Origin of the sequence: Bradyrhizobium sp. WBOS08, from assembly GCF_024585125.1 — a bacterium.
GTDB lineage: Bacteria > Pseudomonadota > Alphaproteobacteria > Rhizobiales > Xanthobacteraceae > Bradyrhizobium > Bradyrhizobium japonicum_B.
This window is the reverse complement of sequence record NZ_CP028988.1, coordinates 2,272,936-2,293,864: the sequence shown is the minus strand read 5'-3', so window position 1 is coordinate 2,293,864 and position 20,929 is coordinate 2,272,936. Positions and strand designations below refer to the sequence as shown.

Here is a 20,929-nt window from a genome sequence, read left to right as displayed (position 1 = left end):
AAGTGGGATGCAACGGTTCGTCTGCGAGCAGAATATCGCTCATTTCGAGCGGCTGCTCCATGAAGCGACCGATCCGACGGTCCAGAACACGGTGCGGGGGTTGCTGGCATCGGCCAAGCGCCAATTGGCGTTGCTGAGTTCGGCGGCATCAGGCGCCGATGCGACGCCGCTTGAACAGCGGCGTCGGCAGCACGGCGACGCCGATACGATGCGGCGGCAATTCCTGCCCGAATTCGATGCCTCGCCGCATCCCTACATGCTGCTGGACCCGGGGCCGGGCCTGCTGATCGTCGACATCAACGATGCCTATGCCGCGGCGACATTGACCGACCGGGCCGAAATCGTCGGCCGGTCGCTGTTCGAGATATTCCCTGACAATCCCGACGACCCGCTCGCCGATGGCGTCAGCAATCTCTACGGCAGCTTGAGGATCGTGGCCGAGACGGGGCAGGCGCACGCCATGGCGATCCAGCGCTACGACATCCGCGATCCCGGCGGGATTTTTATCGAGCGTCACTGGCAGCCGATCAACTCGCCGATCCACGACCCGGCGGGTTGTCTGCTCTACCTGCTGCACCACGTCGAGGACGTCACGGCGCAAGTCATGGGAGGGCGGTAACCGCCTTCAGCCGCGGCGCTCGCCGAGCGGCTTGCCGCTGGCCCGGTCGATCAGATGCAGCCGCGTGCAGGCCGGACAGGACACCGACTCATGCGTGCGGTCGGTCGGCTCGTTGCTGAGCCGATGCTGCACGTTCATGCCCGTCTGCGGGCATTTGAAGACAATGTGACGGTCCATGCCCGATGATATGACGGCAAGGCGCGCTCTCCGAAATTGCGGATGTTTACGTTACGGATGTTTACGTAGGCCGTGGGACGCCCTCTCACGGCAGGGTCACGAACTCCACCCAGTTCGGCTTCTTGCCGGTGGAATAGGATTTCAGCCTGGCCAGCGCGCCGCTGCTCCGGTCGATCGCATAGACCGTCATGCTGTCGGAGATCTCGCCGACCGCGGCGAGATAACGGCCGGAGGGATCGATCTGGAAGCCGCGCGGCTGCTTCTCGGTCGGCACGCTGCCGATCGTCGTCAGCCTGCCGCTGCTCGCGTCGATCTTGTAGGCGGTGAGCGTGCTGGTGGTGCGCTCGGAAGCGTAGAGGAAGCGGCCGTCCGGCGTGATGTGGATGTCGGCGGCCCAGGGCTTTCCGCCAAATCCTTCGGGCAGCGCGGTGGTGCGCTGGATCTCTTTCCAGGCGCCGCTCCCCGCCTCATAGGCGAACGCGGCGACGTCGCCGTTGAGCTCGTGGACGAGATAGACGAACTTGCCGTTGGGGTGGAATACGAAGTGACGCGGCCCCGATTTGTCCGGCATCTTGTAGGCCGGCGGGTTGCTCGGGGTCAGCGTGCCGGTCGCGGCGTCGAACGCGAAGGCCAGCACCTGGTCGGAGCCGAGATTGGTCGCGAACGCGAAGCGGTTGTCGGGCGAGGGCAGGAAGGCGTGCGCGTTCAGCCCGGTCGGGATCACCTGTTTCGGCTCGCCGGCGACGCCGTCTGCGTGCAATGGATTCAGCGCGACCTTGTTGCCGCCATAGGAGGCGCTGAACAGGAACTTGCCGCTGCGGTCGACGGCGATATTGGCCATGCTGTCGGCGAGCGGCCCGCTGCCGACAGGGTTGAGCTGGCCCGTTCCGGGATCGATCGCGAAGCTCACGGCGACGTATGGCTGCGAGCGGACACCTGCCAGCAGCACGCGGCGATCGGGCGTGATCGCAAGCGGTGTCGAGGAGCCGGGCCTGTCGACGCCCTTGAAGGCGGCCGTCTGCACGGCCATCAGCTCGCCGCTCTCCGCCAGCTTGAACACGCTGATGTCGTTGCTGTCGGCGTTGCCGACATAAAGGAAGGTTTCGGCCATGCCGGCGCGGGCTCCAGAAAACAGAGTGAGGGACGCGAACAGGGCGGCGGCCATCGCGGCGCGGAACGCCGTGGCTGCGCTGCCTCGGGGCGGTCTCGACATGGGCTCCTCCTGTGGATGCGTCGCGGCCTCGGCTTTTGCCCATGAGGATAGCGAGCGGCGTGCTGTCGCACCAAATTCGAATGGGAATTGATCGATGCCGAAATCGCATCGGTGGCCGCATCGACGTCCCCGGCATTCCGTCGTGCGCCGCAAGGTGCGGCCATCCCATGCGATCGCGCGCAGCCAAATTGGCGGGCACCATGCGAACCAAAGCCGCGCCAGCGAATTGAACCCGCATGCCCCGTGAAAACGATCTTGAAGGTAAGCCCGACATGGGCGGCAAGCATGGCGGCCAGGCCGGCCTCCCCAAGTCGCCGCCGCGCCCGAACCTGGGCGAGCGCGATGAGGACGTCGTGGCAAAGCGCCACAGCGGCCAAACCGATCGTGCCCCGCCGCCGACCAAGTCAAAATAGTGCCCAACATAGCGCCGACGGAGGCTGGCCCGTGTTTTGGATCTATTGGAACACTGCCTGGTCGCTGATCATCAGCGGCATCTGGGTCGCAACCATCGTCAGCCATCCCGACGCCGAGTTCGTCGAAATCACCGCGGCCAAACAGAAGCTCTGAGCTCGCGAGCTATCATCAAGCAAGATCCCGCATCTCCAGCGGTTTGACCCCCGTTTTGCGGACGGCGGCTCCGGTCGCGCTCGGCCGGCTGATGGCAATTGAAGGGTCCGGAGAACGACTCTCTTAATCTTCGTCCGATAAAGCTGGCCCATCTGGCGGGGGCATTGTCATACCTCATCCCGCCGGTCGTTCCCGTCGCCGCCCCGGACGATCGCCGCCCATGAGCCACCCCATCGCCCCTGATCAGTCGAAGCACGCCGATCGCATCGCCTGGCTCGCGATCGGGGCTACGGCCACTGTCGTGCTGATCGCGGCGATGCTGGGGCCGTTCCGGATCGAATGGATCTCGTTCTGGAAACCTGCCCTCGTCGGCGGCCTGCTCCTATCGTTGAGCTGGTTTTACACGACCGTCCGCAAGGACGCCGCTCTCGCCAGCGCGTTGATCGCGGCGGCCCAGCTCATTGCGTTCGCAGCCGTCGCCGCGCCGCTGTCCTATGTCGCGGCGAGCGCGGCATTGCCGCTGTGGGACAGCGAGTTCGCCGCGCTGGACCGGCACCTCGGCTTCGACTGGATGTCGTGGCTCGATGCCATGAACGCCGCGCCGCTTCTGCATCGGACGCTGGCGCTCGCCTATGCGAGCTTTGCCGTGCAAGCGACCGCGATCGTCCTCGTCCTGGCCGCCGCGGGGCATGCCCTGCGGTTGCGCGTCTTCATGCTGAGCTTCGTGCTGACGACGCTTCTGACCATCGGCCTGTCGACCTTGATGCCGGCGCAGGGCGTCTGGGGCTATCTGGATCTGTCGTCGGCCAACTCTCCGGCAATCATGCCGGTCACGCGGGATCTGCCGCTTCCCGTGTTCTTTGGTTTGCGCGATGGAACCCTCCGTCAGCTGGTCGCGGAGGGCGCCGACGGCATCATCAGCTTCCCGAGCCTGCATGCCGCCCTCGGATTGCTGTTCCTATTGGCGTTGTGGCCGGTGAGATATATCGGCGGCATCGCCGCCCTGCTCAACGTTGCGATGATCGCGGCGACGCCGGTGGATGGAAGCCATTATTTCTGCGACGTCATCGCCGGCCTGGCGATCGCGCTGTTGAGCTGGCTCGCCGTGCAACGCGCGCTCGCCCGCCTGGCGGATGAACGAATGCAGCCTGCCGGGCTTGTCGCAGCCGACGCCGTCTTCGCCCGCGTTCCGGAATGATCGCGTCCGCCAAAGCCTGATCCGGAAAAGGGGGAGGCCGGGCGATCATCCCTTCGACCGGCTTGCTGCCGCGGCCAAATCGGCGCACCTTGCCGGCCTCGGTTGATTTGCCATCCAAGGTTTTTCCGATGATCACCGCATCCAAGGCCTTCATTGCTTTCTGCCTGCTCGCACTGGTCGGCACGGTGCTGGTGATCGGCCCGACCGAGCTGCGCCGCATGCTGCCGGACGGGGCCAAGACCGCAATCGCCGCCAAGCCGGAAGCCAAGCCGGAGACCAAGGTCGAACCCAAAGTCGAGGCCAAGGCAGAGCTCAAGACCGAGCTCAAGGCCGACCTCAAGCCCGAGCCGAAACCGGAACAGCCGAAACTGGATCAGGCCAAGCCGGATCAGCCAAAGCCGGATCAGCCCAAGCTGGCTGCCGTCGCGCCGCCCGCACCCGAACCTGCGCCGGCGGCGGCGCCGGCGCCCGAGCCGAAGCCGGCCCCGCTGGCCGAGATCCAGAAGCAGGTCGCGGCGCTGCCCGATCTCGCGCCGGTCAAGCCGCCGGCGGCGGCCGCCGATACCGGGCCCCGTTTCGACGTCGCCCGCGTCGACGATCACGGCGAGGCGGCGGTGATCGCGGGCCGGGCCGCGCCGGGAGCCAAGGTCGAGCTGCTGCGCGACGGCAAGCCGCTCGATACGGTGACCGCCGACGCCTCGGGCCAGTTCGTGATGATGCCGCCGCAGCTTCCCGCCGGCTCCTATGAATTGATGCTGCGGGCCAGGGCGCCGGATGGCACGGTGACGCAGTCCGGCCGCACCATGCCGGTGACCATCGCCGAGGCGTCGCCGCCGCCCGCGCGCCCGGCACAGGTCGCGCGGCAAGAGACGAAGCCGGAGATCAAGCAGGAGCCGAAGCAGGCCGAGAAGGCCGATGACAAGTCGGACGTCGTAGCCGCGCTGCCGTCGGCCTCGCCGCGTCTGGCCTCAGCGCCCGACCGGCCAGCGCCCCGGCCGAAACCCCGGGCGATGGCGCGGGTGCCCGCCGCCACCACGACGGTGGCATCGGCCTCGCCGGCCGAGGTGCTTCACACGGTTCCGGCGGAGGCCGGCGGCAGCCGCGTGATCTCCCGCGGCGACAGCCTGTGGGCGCTCAGCCGGCTCGCCTACGGCGACGGCGCCCGCTACGCCGTCATCTTCAACGCCAACCGCGACAAGATCAGCAACCCCAATCTGATCTATCCCGGCCAGACTTTTGTGGTGCCGCAAAAGCCGGAGTGAGCGGGAGCTTCCCTGCGGCCATCCTTCGAGACGCCCGCCTTTGGCGGGCCCCCAGGATGAGGACTGAGTGTGTGGCGGCAAATTCGACGGTGCTTAGCTTCATTCTGAGGAGCTTGCGCAGCAAGCGTCTCGAAGGACGAGGCGCGCGCAGGCCGCTGCCAAAGCGGGCCGGCTATAGGTCGCCCGCGACGCTTTGCCCTGTCTCGCCTGGGAACAATTGGTTCCTTGGCGCGTCATGTCCCGTGCGACGCAGTGCGCGCTGGGGCAGCTGGGAGGGAGGCCCAATTGGTCAGGTCCGCGGTCATGTCGGGACGCATCGGGCTGGCGCTGACCGGCGCGACCCTCCTGATTGCGGCTGTGCTGCTGCCTGAGAGAGCCGAGGCGCAATTCGGAATCCGCGGCGGTCCGCTCGGCGTGGCACGTTTCGCCGTCGGCCACATGCTCGGCATGTCGCGCCTGCGCCATTCCCGCATGGCGGTGCGGGGCAGCCGCTACCGCTCCGCGGCCTTGCGCTCGCAAGATCCGCGCGGCGCCGAGCGCGGCCGGCTCGCCAATCCTTTCGTGCTGCGCGCGGCGCTCACCGCGCAGGCCGCGCTTGCGGGCTGGCAGGGCGGCCGCCGCATGCAAGGCTGGTGGCGCCATCCCGACGGCAGCTATGGCTGGACCGGCCCGGTGTTCTGGCCGTTCGCGCACGACGACCTCACCAACGCCATCATCCTCGGCGATGCCACCAGCCTCTCGCTCTACGGCTATGGCGACATCTATGCCGCGATCTTCGCGCCCTATGCGGCGACCGAGCTCGCGGCCTACACCGCCCCGCAAGGCCGGCGCGGCCGACGCGTGCCGACCGCGGAGGCCCTGTGCGAGGCCAGCGATAGCGGCGGCCTGCCGGTCGAGCGCATCGCCGCGGCCGTGGCACCCAACGAATTGCAGCGCACCGCGCTCGACGAGCTCGCCTCCGCCTGGACCAATGCGCGCGACATCATTCGCGCCGCCTGCCCGGCGCAGGCGCCGGCCGCGGCCGCCGAGCGCCTTGGCCTGATGCGCGAGCGCCTCGAGGCCATGATCAAGGCCATCGACGCGGTCGCGCCGCCGCTTGCGAAGTTCACGGATCTGCTCGACGACGACCAGAAGGCCCGGCTCAACGCGCTCGGGGGCGAGCGCCGCGCCGCGCTGGCCGCGATGCAGCGCAAGGATTCGAACAAGGATTCGAGCAAGGATCCGAGCAAGGACGCGCAGGCGGCCGCCGCCTGCGGTGCCGACAGCGATCCCCGCTATGACGAGAAGCTGCAGCGTCAATACGAGCAGCTGGTGCAGCAGCAATGGCCCGCGAACGACATCGCCGCCACGCTCCGCCTCGACGAGACCGCCCGCGCCCGCTTCGACGTGCTCCAGGACACCGCTCTGCGCACCATGCAGACGCTGAGCGCCTGCCCGGCGGAGGCGGCCGCAACCCCGCAGGCCCGCCTCGCCGCCGCCAAGGCGCGGCTGCAGACGATGCTGCAAGCGGTGAACGGCGTCACCGACGCGCTCGACGATTTCGAGGCGGATCTGAGCGACGAGCAGAAAGCGGGCTTCGAGGCGATCGGGCCGAAGCGGGGGGCGTGATCAGCCGCACGCCCAGTCGAACTTCATGTCCCTGAAGTCGAGCTGCGCGTTGCCGCCGCCGAAATTGTATTCCTCGAACTCGATGTAGAACGGGCTCATCTCCGGCACCGCCTGGCACGGCCGCATGGTGCCGCCGAGATGATTGTGGGCGTGATCCTTGCTCCATTCGTGCAGGCGAAAATTGTCGCGGCTAGGGACGCCGCCCACATAGTAATAATACGGCTGATAGCCGGTCGGCGGATTGCTGCGGGTGTGCTCGTCCTGCGGGCCCTTGCCGGCGTTGGGGTCGTTTGCGCGCGGCGTCATACCGATCGCGCGGGTCTCGCTGAGATCGGCGCGCGGCGGCGCCGCAAATAGCTTCCTGGTGTAGGGCGCTGCGGCCTCGAAGAAGGCGCTGGCACCGCCGACATCGAGCCAGCGCGGCCGGTCGGCGGTTGCGAGCGCCAGCGGCGCCGGCGGTGTCGCGAACGGGCCCTCGTATTCGGCCCGCGTCAGCAGCAGCGCCGCATATTCGTAGTCGAGAATGTCGGTCATGCGCGACAGCCGCGGATGCAAGGGGCGCGCCTTCACGGCCTCGCGGACTTCAGGATCATCGGGCGCGCCGCCGTCATTGTGGTCGGGCGCGGTGGCAAAGAACGACAGCGCGACGATGTCCTCGCCATGCACGCGGTAATCCTCCGGCAGCTTCAGCGTGAAGCCGTGCATCAGCGGATATCCGGTGACGGGATCGAGCGGCCATTGCTCGGACGTGATTCCCGGCGGCAGCCCAAACACCCAGCCCTGGTCGCGCGCGCGGTCGACGGGACGGTCCAGCATCTGCAGATCATACGCACGCGAAGGCAAGGCAAACGCCACAGGCCGTCTCCCATCGAAATAGCCTCGCCGTTGAGGCGAGGGTTAGTCGCGGGGAGCGGGGATGTGGTTCGCGGGGAGGCGGCAAAGTTGGACGGACCCATGATTCGTGACGTCCGCGCCTCAATCTCCGCTGTCGTCCCGGCGTTCGCCGGGGACGACTCCGGGGAGGGGACAATCTCCCCATACGCGCATCGTCGAGCAGATCGACGCCACCAAGTCACCAGCTTGCTGTAAGCGCTTTGTGTGCGTCGTCACGCCGCCGAGGTCAGCGGTCGCGCCCGTTCGATCCGCTTGCGGTCGCGGGCCGAATGCATCGCCTCCCACAAATCGGTTCGCCGCTGCACGTTCAGCCAGAAGTCCGGGCTGTTGCCGAACACGCGGGCGAGAATCAGCGCTGTTGCGGCCGTGACGTTGCGGCGGTCGTTGCAGAGTTCGTTGACGTGTTTGCGCTGCACGCCCATGGCCTCGGCCAGTGCGCCCTGGGTCAGGCCCATCGGCTTCATGAATTCCTCGGTGAGGATTTCGCCGACCGTGGCCGGCTTGCGCTTCGTCATCAACATGAGTCACCTGTAGCTGTGGTCGTCGAGATAGAGGTCGGTCGCCTCGCCGCGGGCGCCATTCCAGCGGAATACCAGGCGCCACTGGTCATTGACGCGGATCGAATGAAAACCGTCGCGATGGCCCCGCAGCTTCTCGAAATGATTGCTCGGCGGCGATCTCAGGTCGCGGTCGCTCGTCGCATCGTCGATCAACTGGATCTTCCGAAACAGCCGCGCCTCCAGATCCGCGGGAATCTTCCGCGACCTCGCATCCTCGACGAAGAAATCGCGCAGCCAGCCGTCCCGGAAGCCTAAGATCATGCTCCCTCTCCCGCGTGAGTTGATGTACCACCCCACAACTCATTCTACAAGTGATTGCGGGGGCTATGAGGTCGGCTGCGGCTGCGTGCGTCGGCCACCGAGGATCTTGACCTGTTTGTAGGGCTTCCGGCCGGGCTCAGGTTCGCCTAAAAGTTGCTGATGAACGAATTCGCCTTCCACCCCGAGGACAAGGCGCGGTCGCTGATTGATCGGCAGCTGGCCGCTTCGGGTTGGATCATCCAGTCCAGGGAGGACATCAACCTCGGCGCCGGGGCCGGCGTCGCCGTTCGCGAATTTCAGACCGATTCAGGCCCGGTCGACTACGCCCTCTTCGTCGGCCGCAAGCTTTGCGGGGTGATCGAAGCCAAGCCCGAAGGGGTGACCCTGTCGGGCTTCTCGGAGCAGGCCTCCCGCTACATCGCCGGTGCTCCCAAACACCTCGTGAGGGAGGAAGGACAGGTCCGCTTCGAATATGTGGCGACCGGCACGGAGACGATCTTTCGCGACCATGCCGATCCGGAGCCGGCCTCGCGCCGGCTGTTCTCCTTCCACCGTCCGGAAACCCTCGAACTCTGGCTCAAGCAGCCGCTCACGCTTCGCGGCCGGCTCCAAGCCATGCCTGCGGTAATTTCAGACGGCCTGCGCACCTGTCAGGTCGACGCCGTCTCCGCGCTCGAAAGCTCGTTAAAGCAGAACAAGTCCCGGGCGCTGGTGCAGATGGCGACAGGGGCCGGCAAGACGTTCACGGCCTGCACGCTGAGTTATCGCCTTCTGGCGCATGCCGGCTTCAAGCGCATCCTGTTTTTGGCCGATCGCGCCAATCTGGTGCGCCAGACCCGCGATGAATATCTGGCCTACCGGCCGCCGGGCACCGGCCGGTCGTTCTCCGAAATCTACAACGTGCAGAAGCTCGGCGCGGCGGGTCTCGACAAGGATGCCGCGGTGGTCATCGCCACCATCCAGCGCGTTTATTCGGTTCTGACCGGACGGGAATTGTCGGAAGACGAGGAGGAAGCCTCCTCCTTCGAAGCTTCGCGCAGCGAGGTCGAGCGGCTCGTCGTCTACAATCCGTCGATCCCAATCGAAAGTTTCGACCTCATCATCACCGACGAATGCCACCGCTCGATCTACGGCACGTGGCGCCAGGTGCTCGACTATTTCGACGCCTTCATCGTCGGCCTCACCGCAACGCCGTCGTTGCACACGCTGGGCTTCTTCGGCAAGAACCTCGTCGCGCAATACCCCTACGAGCGCTCCGTCGTCGATGGCGTCAACGTCGGCTTCGAGATCTTCCGCATCCGCACCGAGATCGGCGAGCGCGGCAGCACCGTGAAGGCCGGCTATGACCTGCCAGTCCGCGACAAGCGCACCCGCGCCGAGCGCTACGAAAAGCTGGATGCGGATTTCACCTACACGCCGGATCAGATCGACCGCTCGGTGCTGGTGCCGAACCAGATCAGGACCGTTCTTGAATCGTATCGGGATTCGCTGTTCACCGAATTGTTCCCTGGTCGCACCGAGGTGCCGAAGACTCTGATCTTCGCCAAGGATGATCACCATGCCGAAGAAATCACCAACCTCGTCCGCGAGGTCTTCGGCAAGGGCAACGATTTCGCCAAGAAGATCACCTACAAGACCGATGGCGGAGACCCGGAAGGCCTGATCCGCGCGTTCCGCAATGACTACAATCCGCGCATCGCCGTCACGGTGGATATGATCGCGACCGGCACCGACGTGAAGCCGCTGGAGGTCGTGATCTTCCTGCGCGACGTCAAGTCCGAGCTTTATTTCGAACAGATGAAGGGCCGTGGTGCCCGCACGATCTCGGTCGAGAAGTTACGCGAGGTCACGCCGGACGCCGAGGCCAAGACGCGCTTCGTGCTGATCGATGCCGTCGGCGTCACCGAAAGCCTCAAGACGGTCTCCCAGCCGCTGGAGCGCCAGCGTGCCGTTTCGTTCGACCGGCTGATTGACGACATTGCCGCCGGGCGGCGCGACGACGATGCCTTTGCAACGTTGGCCGGACGCCTGGTCGCGCTGGATCGGCGCATCAGTGACAAGGATCGCGCGTCCATCACCAAGGCCTCATGCGGAATCGATCTCGGCGGCCTCGCCGCGCGTCTTCTCAACGCCATCGACCCGGACGCGCTGGCGGCGCGCATCCCGAAGGACGCGCCCGAACCGGAACAGAAGAAGGCGCGCGAAGCCGCCAAGGACGAGGCGGCGACCGTGTTCGACGATCCCGCGCTGCGGCGGCTGCTCAAGGAGGTCAAGGCCGCCGCCGACATTCGCATCGATACGGTCTCGACCGATGCGGTGGTGTCCTCCGGCTGGGACGAGAGGAAGGCGACCGATACCGTCGCCCGATTCAAACGCTTCCTGGAGGAGCGCCGCGACGAACTCACCGCGCTCCAGATTCTCTATCGGCTACCTTATGCACAGCGGCGATTGACCTACGAGGCCGTGGATGATTTGAGGGAGGCGTTGAGACGTCCGCCCTGGCTTCTGGAACCTCCCGACATCTGGCGCGCCTACAAGCGGCTGGCCTCCGACAAGGTGCGCGGCAATCCCGCCGGCACGCTGGCGGATATCGTCATGCTGGTGCGCTATGCGATCGGAGACAGCGAGCAGTTGGAGCCGCTATCCTCGCTGGTCGCGGGACGTTTCAATCTCTGGCTCGGCCGCGAGGAGAAGGCCGGGCGCAGCTACAGCGAGGAGCAGAGGAACTGGTTGATGGCCATTCGCGACCATCTTGCGGTCAATATCGAAATCCGCGCTGAGGACATGATGGACGCGCCGGAGTTTTCGGCGCGTGGGGGGATCGTACGGGCGAGGGCGTTGTTCGGGGCGAAGCTGCCGGCGTTGCTGGATGAGCTGACGGATGTGCTGGTGGCTTGATGGAGTTGGTGGGGATCGATCAAAGCCGTCCAGCTAAGGATGGACCGTGGGAGTTGCCCGACGGTTGGGCGTGGATGCCTCTTGGTAGACTCGGTGCTTGGACCGGCGGTGGTACGCCGTCGAAGGCCAATGCCTCATTCTGGGAGAACGGCACCGTTCCGTGGGTCTCACCCAAGGATATGAAGGTCGAAATCATCGGTGAGACTGAGGACAAGATAACGACGGAAGCTGTCGCATCCTCCTCCGCTAAGTATGTCCCCGAAGGATCGGTCTTGATGGTGATGCGGTCAGGGATTCTCCGCCACTCGTTTCCGGTCGCTGTCACAGACCGAGTCGTGACGCTCAATCAGGACTTGCGTGCTCTAGCGCCGAGTCATGGAATTAGTCCGCACTACGTCGCTCGCTACCTCGCGCTCGCTTCGCAACGGGTGCTTCACGAATGCTCCAAGGACGGTACGACCGTCAACAGCATCGAGGTATCGGCGTTGGAACGACTTCGGGTTCCAGTTGCTCCATTGCCCGAGCAACGTCGCATCGTCGCCCGGATAGATGCGCTGTTCGCCGAGATCGCTGAGGGCGAAGCGGCGCTGGCGGAAGCGCGCAAAAGCCTCGAGACTTTCCGCCGGGCCTTACTAAAAGCGGCGGTCACGGGCGAATTGACCAAGGACTGGCGCGCGGCAAACGCAGTCTCCGAAACAGGCCAAGATGTGCTTGCTCGGCTTTCCAAAGAGACTCCGAAGAAGCTCTCAGCAGCGAGTCGCAAGGCTCGCAGGAGCGATTTTCCACTTTTCGATGTAACGGCCTTACCGGGACTTCCCGAAAGTTGGGCCTGGTCAAATTTGGGCCAGATCGGAGAGATCGTTGGCGGCGCAACGGTCGACAGGAAGCGAAAGCCAGCGACTCCTGTGATAGTTCCGTATTTGCGAGTCGCAAACGTACAACGCGGATATGTAGATCTCTCGGAGGTCAAGTCGATTACGGTTGAGCAAGCGACATTAGAAAAATTGCGGCTCGTTCGGGGTGACATTCTGCTTAATGAGGGTGGTGATCGAGACAAAATTGGAAGAGGCTGGGTCTGGGACGGCGCGGTCCCAGATATGATTCATCAGAATCATATCTTTCGCGTTCGGCTACGAACGAGCTCCCTCAATCCGTTCTTTGTATCGTACTACGCAAATGAAATGGGCCGGCGGTTCTTCGTCTCAGAAGGCAAGCAGACCACCAATCTTGCTTCGATCAGCCTTTCCAAGATTAGTTTGTTGCCAATTCCAATTCCTCCCCCAGCAGAGGCTGCGGAAATCCTTCGACGCGTTTCGGAGGCTCTGGCGGCTTCTGCTGATGCTCTCGGATTGCTTGACGCTGAAGCCGCCGATGCGGCGCGCTTGAGGCTATCCATTCTAAAGGCTGCGTTCGAGGGGCGCCTCGTCCCGCAAGATCCTGCGGACGAGCCCGCAAGTGTCCTCTTGGCGCGGCTCGCGGATGCTCCAATCAGCTCACGAAAGGTTCGAGGCGGTGCCAAAGCGCGTGCGCCTGCCACCCCTTGAAGAAAATGATATCATGTATATGATATACATGGTATCGCAGCAGATCCGGGGTTCGACGATGCAGGTTTCAAAATGGGGCAACAGCCTTGCGGTGCGGCTGCCCAAGAAGCTGGTTGAGAAGCTTGGTCTCGCCGAGGGTGACCATGTTCATGTCACGGCGCCGGATGAAGAAACCATCGTAGTCTCAAAGGACAAAACCGACGAGAGCGATTTCCTGCGCCGGCTTCGTGCTTTGCAAAAGCCCCGGCCCAAGGACTTCGTCTGGAATCGCGACGACGCCAACGCGCGGTGACGGTCTTTCTCGATACCAACGTTCTCGTCTATGCCGCGTTGTCGGATGATCCGCGCTGCGCAATTGCGGAACGGCTGCTCGCGGCCGGAGGCGCGATCAGCGTTCAGGTGCTCAACGAGTTCGCCAACGTGGCGCGGGCCAAGCTCAAATGGTCCTGGCCCGATATCGAGGCGATGCTCGCGCTGGTGCGAAACCGGTCAGGCCGCGTGCAGCCGATCGCCATGTCGACGCATGAAGCCGCTCTCGCCTTCGCCCGGGATCACAATGTGAGCTTCTATGACGCGTTGATCGTCGCCGCCGCCGTTGAGGCCGGCTGCGACACCGTCCTGACTGAAGATATGCAGCACGGCCGCAAGTTCGGCGGCCTCACCATCGTCAATCCCTTCATCGAAAGCGCGCCGTGAACGCCCAATCCCTTGTTGCCAAAGTCTGGAATTTCGCTCACGTCCTGCGCGACCAGGGTGTCTCCTATCAGGCCTATATCAGCCAGATCTCTTATCTCCTGTTCCTCAAAATGGACGAGGAGCGCGTGACCCAGATCGGCGAGGCCTCGATGCTGCCAAAGGGGGCGCGCTGGGAGGACATCAAGGATATCTCGGGCGAAGCGCTCAGCGCAGCTTACGCGAAGCTGCTGGAGAAGTTGTCAAGGCAAAGCGGCATTATCGGCGCAATCTTTTTGAAGGCGCAGAGTGAGATTCAAGACCCTGCCAAGCTCAAGCGGCTCGTCGGCCTGATCGACAGCGAGACGTGGCTAGGCCTCCCGGTCGATGTGAAGGGCAACATTTACGAGGGCCTGCTCGCCCGCAACGCGGAGGACGTCAAGTCGGGCGCCGGCCAATACTTCACGCCGCGACCTGTCATCGAAGCGATGGTTGAAGTGGTCGATCCGCAGCCAAATCAGACGGTCCACGACCCCGCTTGCGGAACGGCCGGCTTCTTGCTCGCTGCTTGGGAGCATATGAAGCGTCACCCGAAGGCGCGAGACCGCGCTGTCTATTCGGCACTGAAGAACAAATTCTCTGGGATCGACATCGTCCCCGAAGTGGTGCGCCTGGCTGCGATGAACCTGTATCTGCACGGCATTACGGGTGTCGAATCGATCGTCGAGGCCAAAGACGCCTTGCTGACGGTCAGTGGCAAGACCTATGACGTCGTGCTCACCAATCCTCCCTTCGGCAAGAAGCAGAGCTATCGCATCGTTCGCGACGACGGCGAGATCGACAGCGAGCGGGAGGACTACGACCGTCAGGACTTTTTCGTCACCACCTCCAACAAGCAGCTGAACTTCCTCCAGCACATCATGACGGTGCTGGCGCCGAACGGCGAGGCGGCGGTGGTGCTTCCGGACAATGTGCTGTTCGAGGGCGGCGCAGGCGAAACCATCCGTCGTCGGCTGCTGCAAAACTTCGACTTCCACACGCTCCTGCGGTTGCCGACCGGCATCTTCTACAAGCAGGGCGTCAAGGCGAACGTGTTGTTCTTCGACAAGAAGCCGCCTTCGGAAAAGGCCGCGACGAGAGATTTGTGGATTTACGATCTCCGGACCAACCAGCGCTTCACTCTGAAAGAGCGTCCGATGGTTCGGGCCGACCTCGACGATTTCGTTGCCTGCTATCGAGCGGGCAATCGCTCAAGACGTGAGGAGTCCGAAAAGTTCAAGCGCTTCCCGTTGGAAACCCTGCTTGCGCGCGACAAGGTCAATCTTGATATCTTCTGGCTGAAGGATCACGCGCTCGATGATCCCGACCTGCTGCCGTCGCCGGACGAAGCTGCTGCCGAGATCGTCGAGAGTTTGGAAGCGGCTCTTGAGAGATTTCGCAACGTCGCAAAGACGCTTGGCGAAAAGCTGGCCTAAGCTCGCGATGATGCTATCATGCTGGCGGTTTGCTCGGCCTGTCAAACTGCCGGGTCTGGGCTTTCTCTCGGAAATCAAGCTGCGCGCTCGCCGCGGCTGAAATTGACATCGATGCCGATTTCAACAAAGCGCTTGGCGGAGCTGGCCGACTTGCCAGAGAGCCTGATTGACACGTCCGATATTGGCGAAGCGGACGAAGCATTTTTTCACTTGGCCAAACTGCGGCAGCCCGACGGGGCGCCGCGAGCGCCAAAGAAGCTAGCAGGACAAGACAAGTCTCATCCCAAAGGTTGATTGTGCCAATCCGGCCGATGTTCTGCCCGACGTGTCAAAGAAGCTTGCCCCACTCCATTTTAGCCACCTTCTAACCCCTTGATCCCGCTAGCCCCGTCTACTGTGCATGGGTTGTTTTCGATGTTTTTGAAATGCGTCGACCTCCTAATTTTCGAATAATCAAAATTTCGCTTTACAAGAAAAACGACACACCCTATGATCCGCTCCAACTCATCCCATGGTAAGGGACGGATCGCGATCGTCAGGGTTCGTGGGGTGAGGGGCGGTGGACGCGGGCAGCGTCGGCGCCAGGTGCGGTCGCAGGGCGGGGTAGTCCCCCGTGAGCGATCAGCGGGCGCGTGTACGACGGCGCTGCCTACGTACGGCAAAATCGTGTGGTCGTGACGCCCGGTATTCCGGCGTCAAGTCTTGCAGTGGTGCGATCGTCCGACCGGACGGTGCATCCGATGAAAGCTGCAAGGCGACGGTGGCAACGGGAAATCGTCTCACCGGCGAGAGCGCGACATAAGCCGTTTCAACCATCGCGCAGGGAAGGCCGGGCATTCGGCCACACCTGTTTCTCCCCTGTGAGCGACTATCACGCACTCAAGCACAGGGGTCTTGCGGGTGCCAGCCGGTGCCCGGCCTTCCCTGCGCCCTTCCATTTCGAAGGGTAGCGAGACCAAAGCAAAACCCGGGCGCCAAGCGCCGCGGGATCGCGATTGGCTGTTTGTCAAAGATACAAGGGCCGGTAGCCCGGATGGAGCGGAGCGCAATCCGGGACTGCTGTCGCTTGTGGCACGAACCCGGATTTCGCTCCGCTCCATCCGGGCTACGGCACCGTTGCGGACGCTACCCGCGTCGTCGCACCGCCGTCGCATCCACCACGGTCTCCGCCTCATCGTTCCAGCTCAGGATCTCCATCGCCAGCACGGGATGGTTGAAGCCCTTGAGCTGGAGATCGTCGAGGGCGCGGGCTTCGACGAAAGGCTCGACCATGCCGTAGACGCGGCGGCTGACCACGATCTGGTTGGGCTTGGCTTCGCCGCACAGGCGCGAGGCGAGGTTGGTGACGCTGCCGATCGCGGCATATTCCAGCCGCTGCTCGAAGCCGACCTGGCCGAGCGTGGCATAGCCGAGCGCGATGCCGATGCCGAAGCCGAGGCTGTGCCCGCGGTTGCGCCAGCGCTCGGTGAGGGGGCCGATCGTGTCGCGCATTTCCACCGCCATCTTCACGGCGCGCCTGGTGTGGTCCTCGAACTGGATCGGCGCGTTGAACAGGATCATCACGCCGTCGCCGGCATATTTGTCGAGCGTGCCCTCGTATTTGAAGATCAGCCCGCCGAGCGCGGCGTGGTATTCGCGCAGCACGTTCATCGCCTCTTCGGGCTCGGTCGCTTCGGTGAACGCGGTGAAGCCGCGCAGGTCGCAGAACACCACTGTCACCTCGCGGCGCTGGCTGGTGAGCAGCCCTTCCGGGCTGTCGGAGGAGGCGATCAGCTGCGCCACCTGCGGCGCCAGGAAGCGCTCGAGCTTGCGGATGCGCTCGATCTCGCCGAGCTGGGTCTTGACGCGCTCCTCCAGCGACTTGTTCCAGTCCTTGAGCTGCTCGGTCTGTATCCGCAGCTTGTCGGCCTGGGCACGCACGGTCGCGTTGGCGGCCTCGAGCTCGCGGCCCTTGTGGTCGACCTCGGTGAACAGGCGCGCATTGCGCATCGCCAGCACCGCCTGGTTGGCGAAGGTGCGCATCAGGCCGATCAGGCTGGGCGCGAACTCGCCGCCGCGACGGCGCAGCACCACCAGCGAGCCGAGCGTGCCCTGCTGGTCGACCAGCGGCACCACCAGCACCGAATGGAAGCCGGCCGCGAGCGCGGCCTCGCGCAGCGGCTGTTCAGTGGCCTGGTCGAGGTCGGCGAGCGCGATCGGCTCGCCGCTTCTGGCGGCATCGCTCAGGATGTTGTCGCCCTCGTCGATGGTGACATGCGCGCCGTCGGCCGATCTGTCGATGCCGCCGGCCTCGACCAGGGTGAAGCGACGCCGCTCGGCGTCGAAGCCGTAGATCAGCACGGCATCGGCATGGGTGATCTCGATCGCGCGCGCGGCGATGGTCGGCAGCACCGCGTCGAGATCGAGCGAGGCGGCGAGCGCGCGGCCGACCTCCTCCAGCACCTTCAGCTCGTTGATCGATTGCGCGAGATCGCGCGTGCGCTCCTCGACCTTGGTCTCCAGGTTCGAATAGGTCTCCTGGATCTGGTCGGCCATGCGGTTGAACTGGCTGGCGAGGTCCTCCAGCTCGTCCGAGGTGTGCACGTCGATGCGGTGGCTGAAATCGCCTTCGCCGAGCTTGTGCGCGCCGTCGCGCAGCGCCGTGATCGGGATGATCATGCGGCGGGCGAGCAGCGTGCCGGCGAGGATCGCGACCATCAGGCCCATCCCGATCAAAAGCGCGATGCGCACCAGCTGGTCGCGGATCGGCATCAGGGCCTGCGTGGTCGGCTGCTCGAACAGCACGCTCCAGCCGAGCTTCGGCACGATGCTCGCGGCGCTCATCACCGCATGGCCGTTGACGTCGGTGCCGGACGTCTCGGCGGCGTGGCCGGGCGCGATCGCCGCCGCGACCTGCGGCAGCTTCGACAGGTCCTTGCCGACCTCGGGCCCCTTCGACGACGTCGCCAGCACGCGGCCGCGCGGATCGACCACATAGGCAAAGGCGGCCTTGCCGACCTGCGCATCGGAGAGGAAATCGGAGAGGAAGCCGAGGTCGATCTCGGCCACCGTGACGCCGGCATTGAAGCCGGAATGCGCCACCGAGATCGACATCATGGGCGTGCCGTCGGCGAACCAGGCCGGCGCGTAGCTGACGCCGCGGGCGACCGTCTCGGTGAAACGGATGTCGCGGGAGAGGTCGGCGTTGCTGCCGGTCGTGGTCGACTGGCGCGAGACCCGCAGCACCTCGCGGCCCTCGCCGTTGAGCTGGAACAGCTGGTTGACGACCGAAACCTGGTGCAGCAGCGAGGCGTAGTCGGCGCGGCGCTTCTCCAGCGTGTCCTGGCTCGCCCGCGTCACCCAGCTGATCTGGCGGTCGAGCTCCGAGATCGATTGCTCGATGCGCCGGGCGGCGCTTTGCGCCTTGTCCTCCAGGCCGTCGGTGAGCTGGGTCCTGGTGGCGCGGTAGGAGATCCAGGTCTCCATCGCGCCGTTGACCGCGAGAACGAACACGACGAGGCCGACGAGGGAGACGACGTATTTGGCGAACAGGCCCTCGCGCAGAAACCGTGTCTTGTCGTTCGCTCCTGCCATCCCGATCCTCTCGCGCCGCCATCGACGCCGGCGCTACGGGCCGCAAGGCCCTTGCGGGGTCGTTCTATCACAATTTGGGCCAAAGGACCGCCGCGTGGCCCGGGGACGAGCCGGCGTGGTTACCCGCTGCGGACGCCGGGGCGGGTGGAAGGAGGGATGGTCGCAGTCCCATCAGCGGTTGAAGAGCTGCCGCAGCACGTCGTTCATTGGCTGACTGTCCTGCTGCGCGACCGGCGGGTCGTCCAGAGCAGGGGCCGCGGGCGAAGCCTGCGGCGCCGGCGTGGAGGGCGTGCCCGGCAAGCTACGGCTGCGGCTACTGCCTGGCGCGGCGCCAGTGCTGCTTCCCGCGCCGCCGGACAACCCCTGCTGGATCAAATTGCCCAGCGCCTCTCCCAGCGGGCCGCCGAGCAGATTGTTCTGCCCGGGTTGCTGCGCCTGCGGATTGGCGTTGCCGGCCGCATTGCCGCTGGGCGCAGTGGTGCCGCCAAGACCGAGATTGCCGCCGAGACCGCCCAGAATGTTGCCGAGCCCGGCGCCGTCAGGGCCGAACAGGCCCTTGCCCATCTCGCGCAGCTTGGCATAGGCGGCGTCCGGATTGTCCAGCATGCCGGCCATGTCAGGGTAGATCCGCGGCTGCGACCAGGAGCCCTGGATCATCACGGGAATGCCGAAGCCGACCGGCTCATTGCTGCGGCCCTGGCCTTCGGTGGTCATCACCAGCTTCGGCTCGACCCGAAAGCCCATCATCTTGGTGTCGAGCGCGATGGTCCCGGCGCCGGTGACGCGCACCAGCGGCCCAATCAGATTGAGATCGGTCGTTACCGCCTGCCCCTTGTCGATGCGGAACGAGGCCGAGAGCTGCGACAGGTCGGTGCTCTGCTCCTGGCTGGCGCTCTGGCTGTCCTGCCAGCCCGACAGCGTGCCCGACGTCAGCGAGCGGATCATCTGCGCGACGTTGATGCCGCGGATGGCGCCGTCCTGGAAATTGACGAAGGCGGTGCCCTGCATGTTCGCCATCAGGGCGCGCTGGCTGGTGCCGGCGCTGCGCAGCGCGAGCTTGGCCTGCAGCTTGCCGTCGATGCGGTCGAATTCGGCAAGGCCCTGAAGCAGCGGCAGCGCGCGCACGCCGACGAGATCGGAATGCATGGCAAAGCTGGGCGCGCCCGTGGTCGCATCGAGAATCACCTCGCCCGAGACCTGGCCGCCATAGGCGCCGAGATTGGCGGTGCCGGCCTTCAACACGCCGCCGGCGAGCTTGCCATCGAGCGCCAGCGGCGCAATGCGGGCATCGCCGATCACGGCCTCGTTCGCGGAAATCCTCACCTGCGCATCGACATAATTGAGCCCGGAGACGTCGATCGGCGCATTGCTCCAGGGCTGCCCGGACGTACCCTGCGGCGATTTGGCCAGCGGAATCGCCAGCCGCTGGAAGTCGAGATCGACCTTCACCAGCGGCTTGCTCGCGATGTCGACCGACGCCCAGCCGTTGAACGCGCCGTCGCCGAGCCGGCCATTGACGCCGTTGATCATCACGACGTCGCCGTTCATCCGCAGCTCGGCGTGACCGGTGAGTTGCGACTTCAGCACGTCGGGCATGTCGATGGCGAAATCCACCGGGATGGTCGGGCGGTCGGTGGACGATGCCGGCGCAGTCGCCTTGATGTCGAACTTGGTCGGGTGGTCGCCGACGCGCGCGGTGCCGGTGACGTCGATCTTGCGGTCGCGGCCGACGATCGCCTCGGCGTTGATGGCGCTGATGCGGCCCTCGACGCGATCGCGCAGGCGGGAGAAGGCGACTTCGCCGTCGGTGACCTTGACGCGGTCGATCGACGCGCCGTCGAGCTTGGGCGCGGGCGCCTTCGAGGAAGATCCGGCATTCGGCAGGCGCTCCCGCAGCAGCGGCTGGTAGAGCACGGGACGAGTGACGATGAGCTCGCTGATCTCGGGACGGCCGGACCACAGGCTGGAGAGCGACATCTCGGCCTGCACGCTGTCGACCGTCAGGCGCGTGATGCCGCTGCGATCCCTGGGGTCGGCAAGCGTGAGGTCGTTCAGGGTGACGTTCAGCGCCGGCCACAGGCTGATCCTCGTGGTGCCCTCGATCGACAGCCGGTAGCCGGTCGCACTCTCGACCCGCGAGGCGATCGTCGAGGTCAGGAAGCCCGATGGGATCCCGATCACCAGCAGGATTGCGGTCACGATGATGATTGCGGCCAAAGCCGCGCCGGCGAATTTCACTGCTCTCATGTCGACTTTCCAACGACGGACAGTCGGCGTCGAATCCCGCCGGCCACCCATCCTTCGCGCCTTGAGTTTATCCCCGGACGGGAAGCGGCTCCAAGCGCGTAAAAATAGTCAGGGGGTGCTGCAAAGTTATGTGACTTATGACACACTTCTCCGGCGCGGTT

At 65.0% G+C, this 20,929-nt stretch carries 19 protein-coding genes; 12 read left to right on the top strand and 7 right to left on the bottom strand.

Translation table 11 applies throughout. From position 1 onward, the window contains the following. Window positions 1-91 precede the first annotated feature (91 nt). A complete protein-coding gene (locus DCM80_RS11025) occupies window positions 92-619 on the top strand; it encodes a PAS domain-containing protein (RefSeq protein WP_306594652.1) in 528 nt (175 codons plus the stop codon). 6 nt (window positions 620-625) lie between these two features. Here DCM80_RS11025 and DCM80_RS11020 read toward each other — a convergent pair whose 3' ends face one another. Both DCM80_RS11020 and DCM80_RS11015 read right to left on the bottom strand, forming a co-directional pair. Continuing rightward, complete coding sequence (locus DCM80_RS11020; RefSeq protein WP_257180939.1) at window positions 626-757, bottom strand: hypothetical protein; 132 nt, start codon at window positions 755-757, stop codon at window positions 626-628. Window positions 758-881: 124 nt separating this feature from the next. Next, window positions 882-2,009: a lactonase family protein gene (locus DCM80_RS11015; RefSeq protein WP_257196973.1), complete on the bottom strand. Its 1,128-nt coding sequence runs from the start codon at window positions 2,007-2,009 to the stop codon at window positions 882-884. Window positions 2,010-2,245: 236 nt separating this feature from the next. On the opposite strand from DCM80_RS11015, the gene DCM80_RS11010 reads away from it, so the two are divergent. The 5 genes from DCM80_RS11010 to DCM80_RS10990 all read left to right on the top strand — a co-directional run bounded on the left by DCM80_RS11010 (window position 2,246) and on the right by DCM80_RS10990 (window position 6,644). Then, the gene (locus DCM80_RS11010; RefSeq protein ID WP_257196972.1) at window positions 2,246-2,422 is read left to right on the top strand and encodes a hypothetical protein; all 177 of its coding nucleotides are present in this window, start codon (window positions 2,246-2,248) and stop codon (window positions 2,420-2,422) included. 31 nt (window positions 2,423-2,453) lie between these two features. Beyond that, entirely contained in the window at window positions 2,454-2,576 is a 123-nt protein-coding gene (locus DCM80_RS11005) for a hypothetical protein (RefSeq protein ID WP_257178809.1), read from the top strand. A 220-nt stretch (window positions 2,577-2,796) separates the two neighbouring features. After that, complete coding sequence (locus tag DCM80_RS11000; RefSeq protein ID WP_257196971.1) at window positions 2,797-3,774, top strand: phosphatase PAP2 family protein; 978 nt, start codon at window positions 2,797-2,799, stop codon at window positions 3,772-3,774. A 128-nt stretch (window positions 3,775-3,902) separates the two neighbouring features. Then, window positions 3,903-5,036 (top strand): LysM peptidoglycan-binding domain-containing protein, encoded by a 1,134-nt coding sequence (locus DCM80_RS10995; RefSeq protein ID WP_257196970.1) that lies wholly within the window; start codon window positions 3,903-3,905, stop codon window positions 5,034-5,036. A gap of 303 nt (window positions 5,037-5,339) precedes the next feature. Further along, the gene (locus tag DCM80_RS10990) at window positions 5,340-6,644 is read left to right on the top strand and encodes a Spy/CpxP family protein refolding chaperone (RefSeq protein WP_257197927.1); all 1,305 of its coding nucleotides are present in this window, start codon (window positions 5,340-5,342) and stop codon (window positions 6,642-6,644) included. On the opposite strand, the gene DCM80_RS10985 is transcribed toward DCM80_RS10990, so the two are convergent. The 3 genes from DCM80_RS10985 to DCM80_RS10975 all read right to left on the bottom strand — a co-directional run bounded on the left by DCM80_RS10985 (window position 6,645) and on the right by DCM80_RS10975 (window position 8,359). Continuing rightward, window positions 6,645-7,460, bottom strand: coding sequence for a hypothetical protein (locus DCM80_RS10985; RefSeq protein ID WP_257196969.1), 816 nt, complete (start codon window positions 7,458-7,460; stop codon window positions 6,645-6,647). Window positions 7,461-7,750: 290 nt separating this feature from the next. Next, window positions 7,751-8,059, bottom strand: coding sequence for a HigA family addiction module antitoxin (locus tag DCM80_RS10980; RefSeq protein WP_247550462.1), 309 nt, complete (start codon window positions 8,057-8,059; stop codon window positions 7,751-7,753). A gap of 3 nt (window positions 8,060-8,062) precedes the next feature. Next, window positions 8,063-8,359, bottom strand: a complete 297-nt coding sequence (locus DCM80_RS10975; RefSeq protein ID WP_257196968.1) for a type II toxin-antitoxin system RelE/ParE family toxin — start codon at window positions 8,357-8,359, stop codon at window positions 8,063-8,065. A gap of 159 nt (window positions 8,360-8,518) precedes the next feature. Between DCM80_RS10975 and DCM80_RS10970 the strand changes: the two genes are divergently transcribed. Genes DCM80_RS10970 through DCM80_RS10945 form a run of 6 tightly spaced genes read left to right on the top strand, consistent with a single transcriptional unit; the run spans window position 8,519 to window position 15,242 of the window. Continuing rightward, complete coding sequence (locus tag DCM80_RS10970; RefSeq protein WP_257196967.1) at window positions 8,519-11,257, top strand: DEAD/DEAH box helicase family protein; 2,739 nt, start codon at window positions 8,519-8,521, stop codon at window positions 11,255-11,257. Beyond that, complete coding sequence (locus tag DCM80_RS10965) at window positions 11,257-12,801, top strand: restriction endonuclease subunit S (protein WP_257197926.1); 1,545 nt, start codon at window positions 11,257-11,259, stop codon at window positions 12,799-12,801. Before DCM80_RS10970 ends, DCM80_RS10965 begins: the two co-directional genes overlap by 1 nt. A gap of 28 nt (window positions 12,802-12,829) precedes the next feature. After that, entirely contained in the window at window positions 12,830-13,093 is a 264-nt protein-coding gene (locus tag DCM80_RS10960) for an AbrB/MazE/SpoVT family DNA-binding domain-containing protein (RefSeq protein ID WP_257196966.1), read from the top strand. Beyond that, the gene (locus DCM80_RS10955; RefSeq protein WP_257196965.1) at window positions 13,090-13,497 is read left to right on the top strand and encodes a PIN domain-containing protein; all 408 of its coding nucleotides are present in this window, start codon (window positions 13,090-13,092) and stop codon (window positions 13,495-13,497) included. Before DCM80_RS10960 ends, DCM80_RS10955 begins: the two co-directional genes overlap by 4 nt. Next, window positions 13,494-14,948 (top strand): class I SAM-dependent DNA methyltransferase, encoded by a 1,455-nt coding sequence (locus tag DCM80_RS10950; RefSeq protein ID WP_257196964.1) that lies wholly within the window; start codon window positions 13,494-13,496, stop codon window positions 14,946-14,948. The genes DCM80_RS10955 and DCM80_RS10950 overlap by 4 nt, the downstream gene beginning before the upstream one ends. A gap of 18 nt (window positions 14,949-14,966) precedes the next feature. Next, entirely contained in the window at window positions 14,967-15,242 is a 276-nt protein-coding gene (locus DCM80_RS10945; RefSeq protein WP_257196963.1) for a hypothetical protein, read from the top strand. Window positions 15,243-16,073: 831 nt separating this feature from the next. On the opposite strand, the gene DCM80_RS10940 is transcribed toward DCM80_RS10945, so the two are convergent. After that, window positions 16,074-18,521, bottom strand: coding sequence for an adenylate/guanylate cyclase domain-containing protein (locus DCM80_RS10940; protein ID WP_257196962.1), 2,448 nt, complete (start codon window positions 18,519-18,521; stop codon window positions 16,074-16,076). A 171-nt stretch (window positions 18,522-18,692) separates the two neighbouring features. After that, a complete protein-coding gene (locus tag DCM80_RS10935; protein ID WP_257196960.1) occupies window positions 18,693-20,768 on the bottom strand; it encodes an AsmA family protein in 2,076 nt (691 codons plus the stop codon). Between the last annotated feature and the right edge of the window lie 161 nt (window positions 20,769-20,929).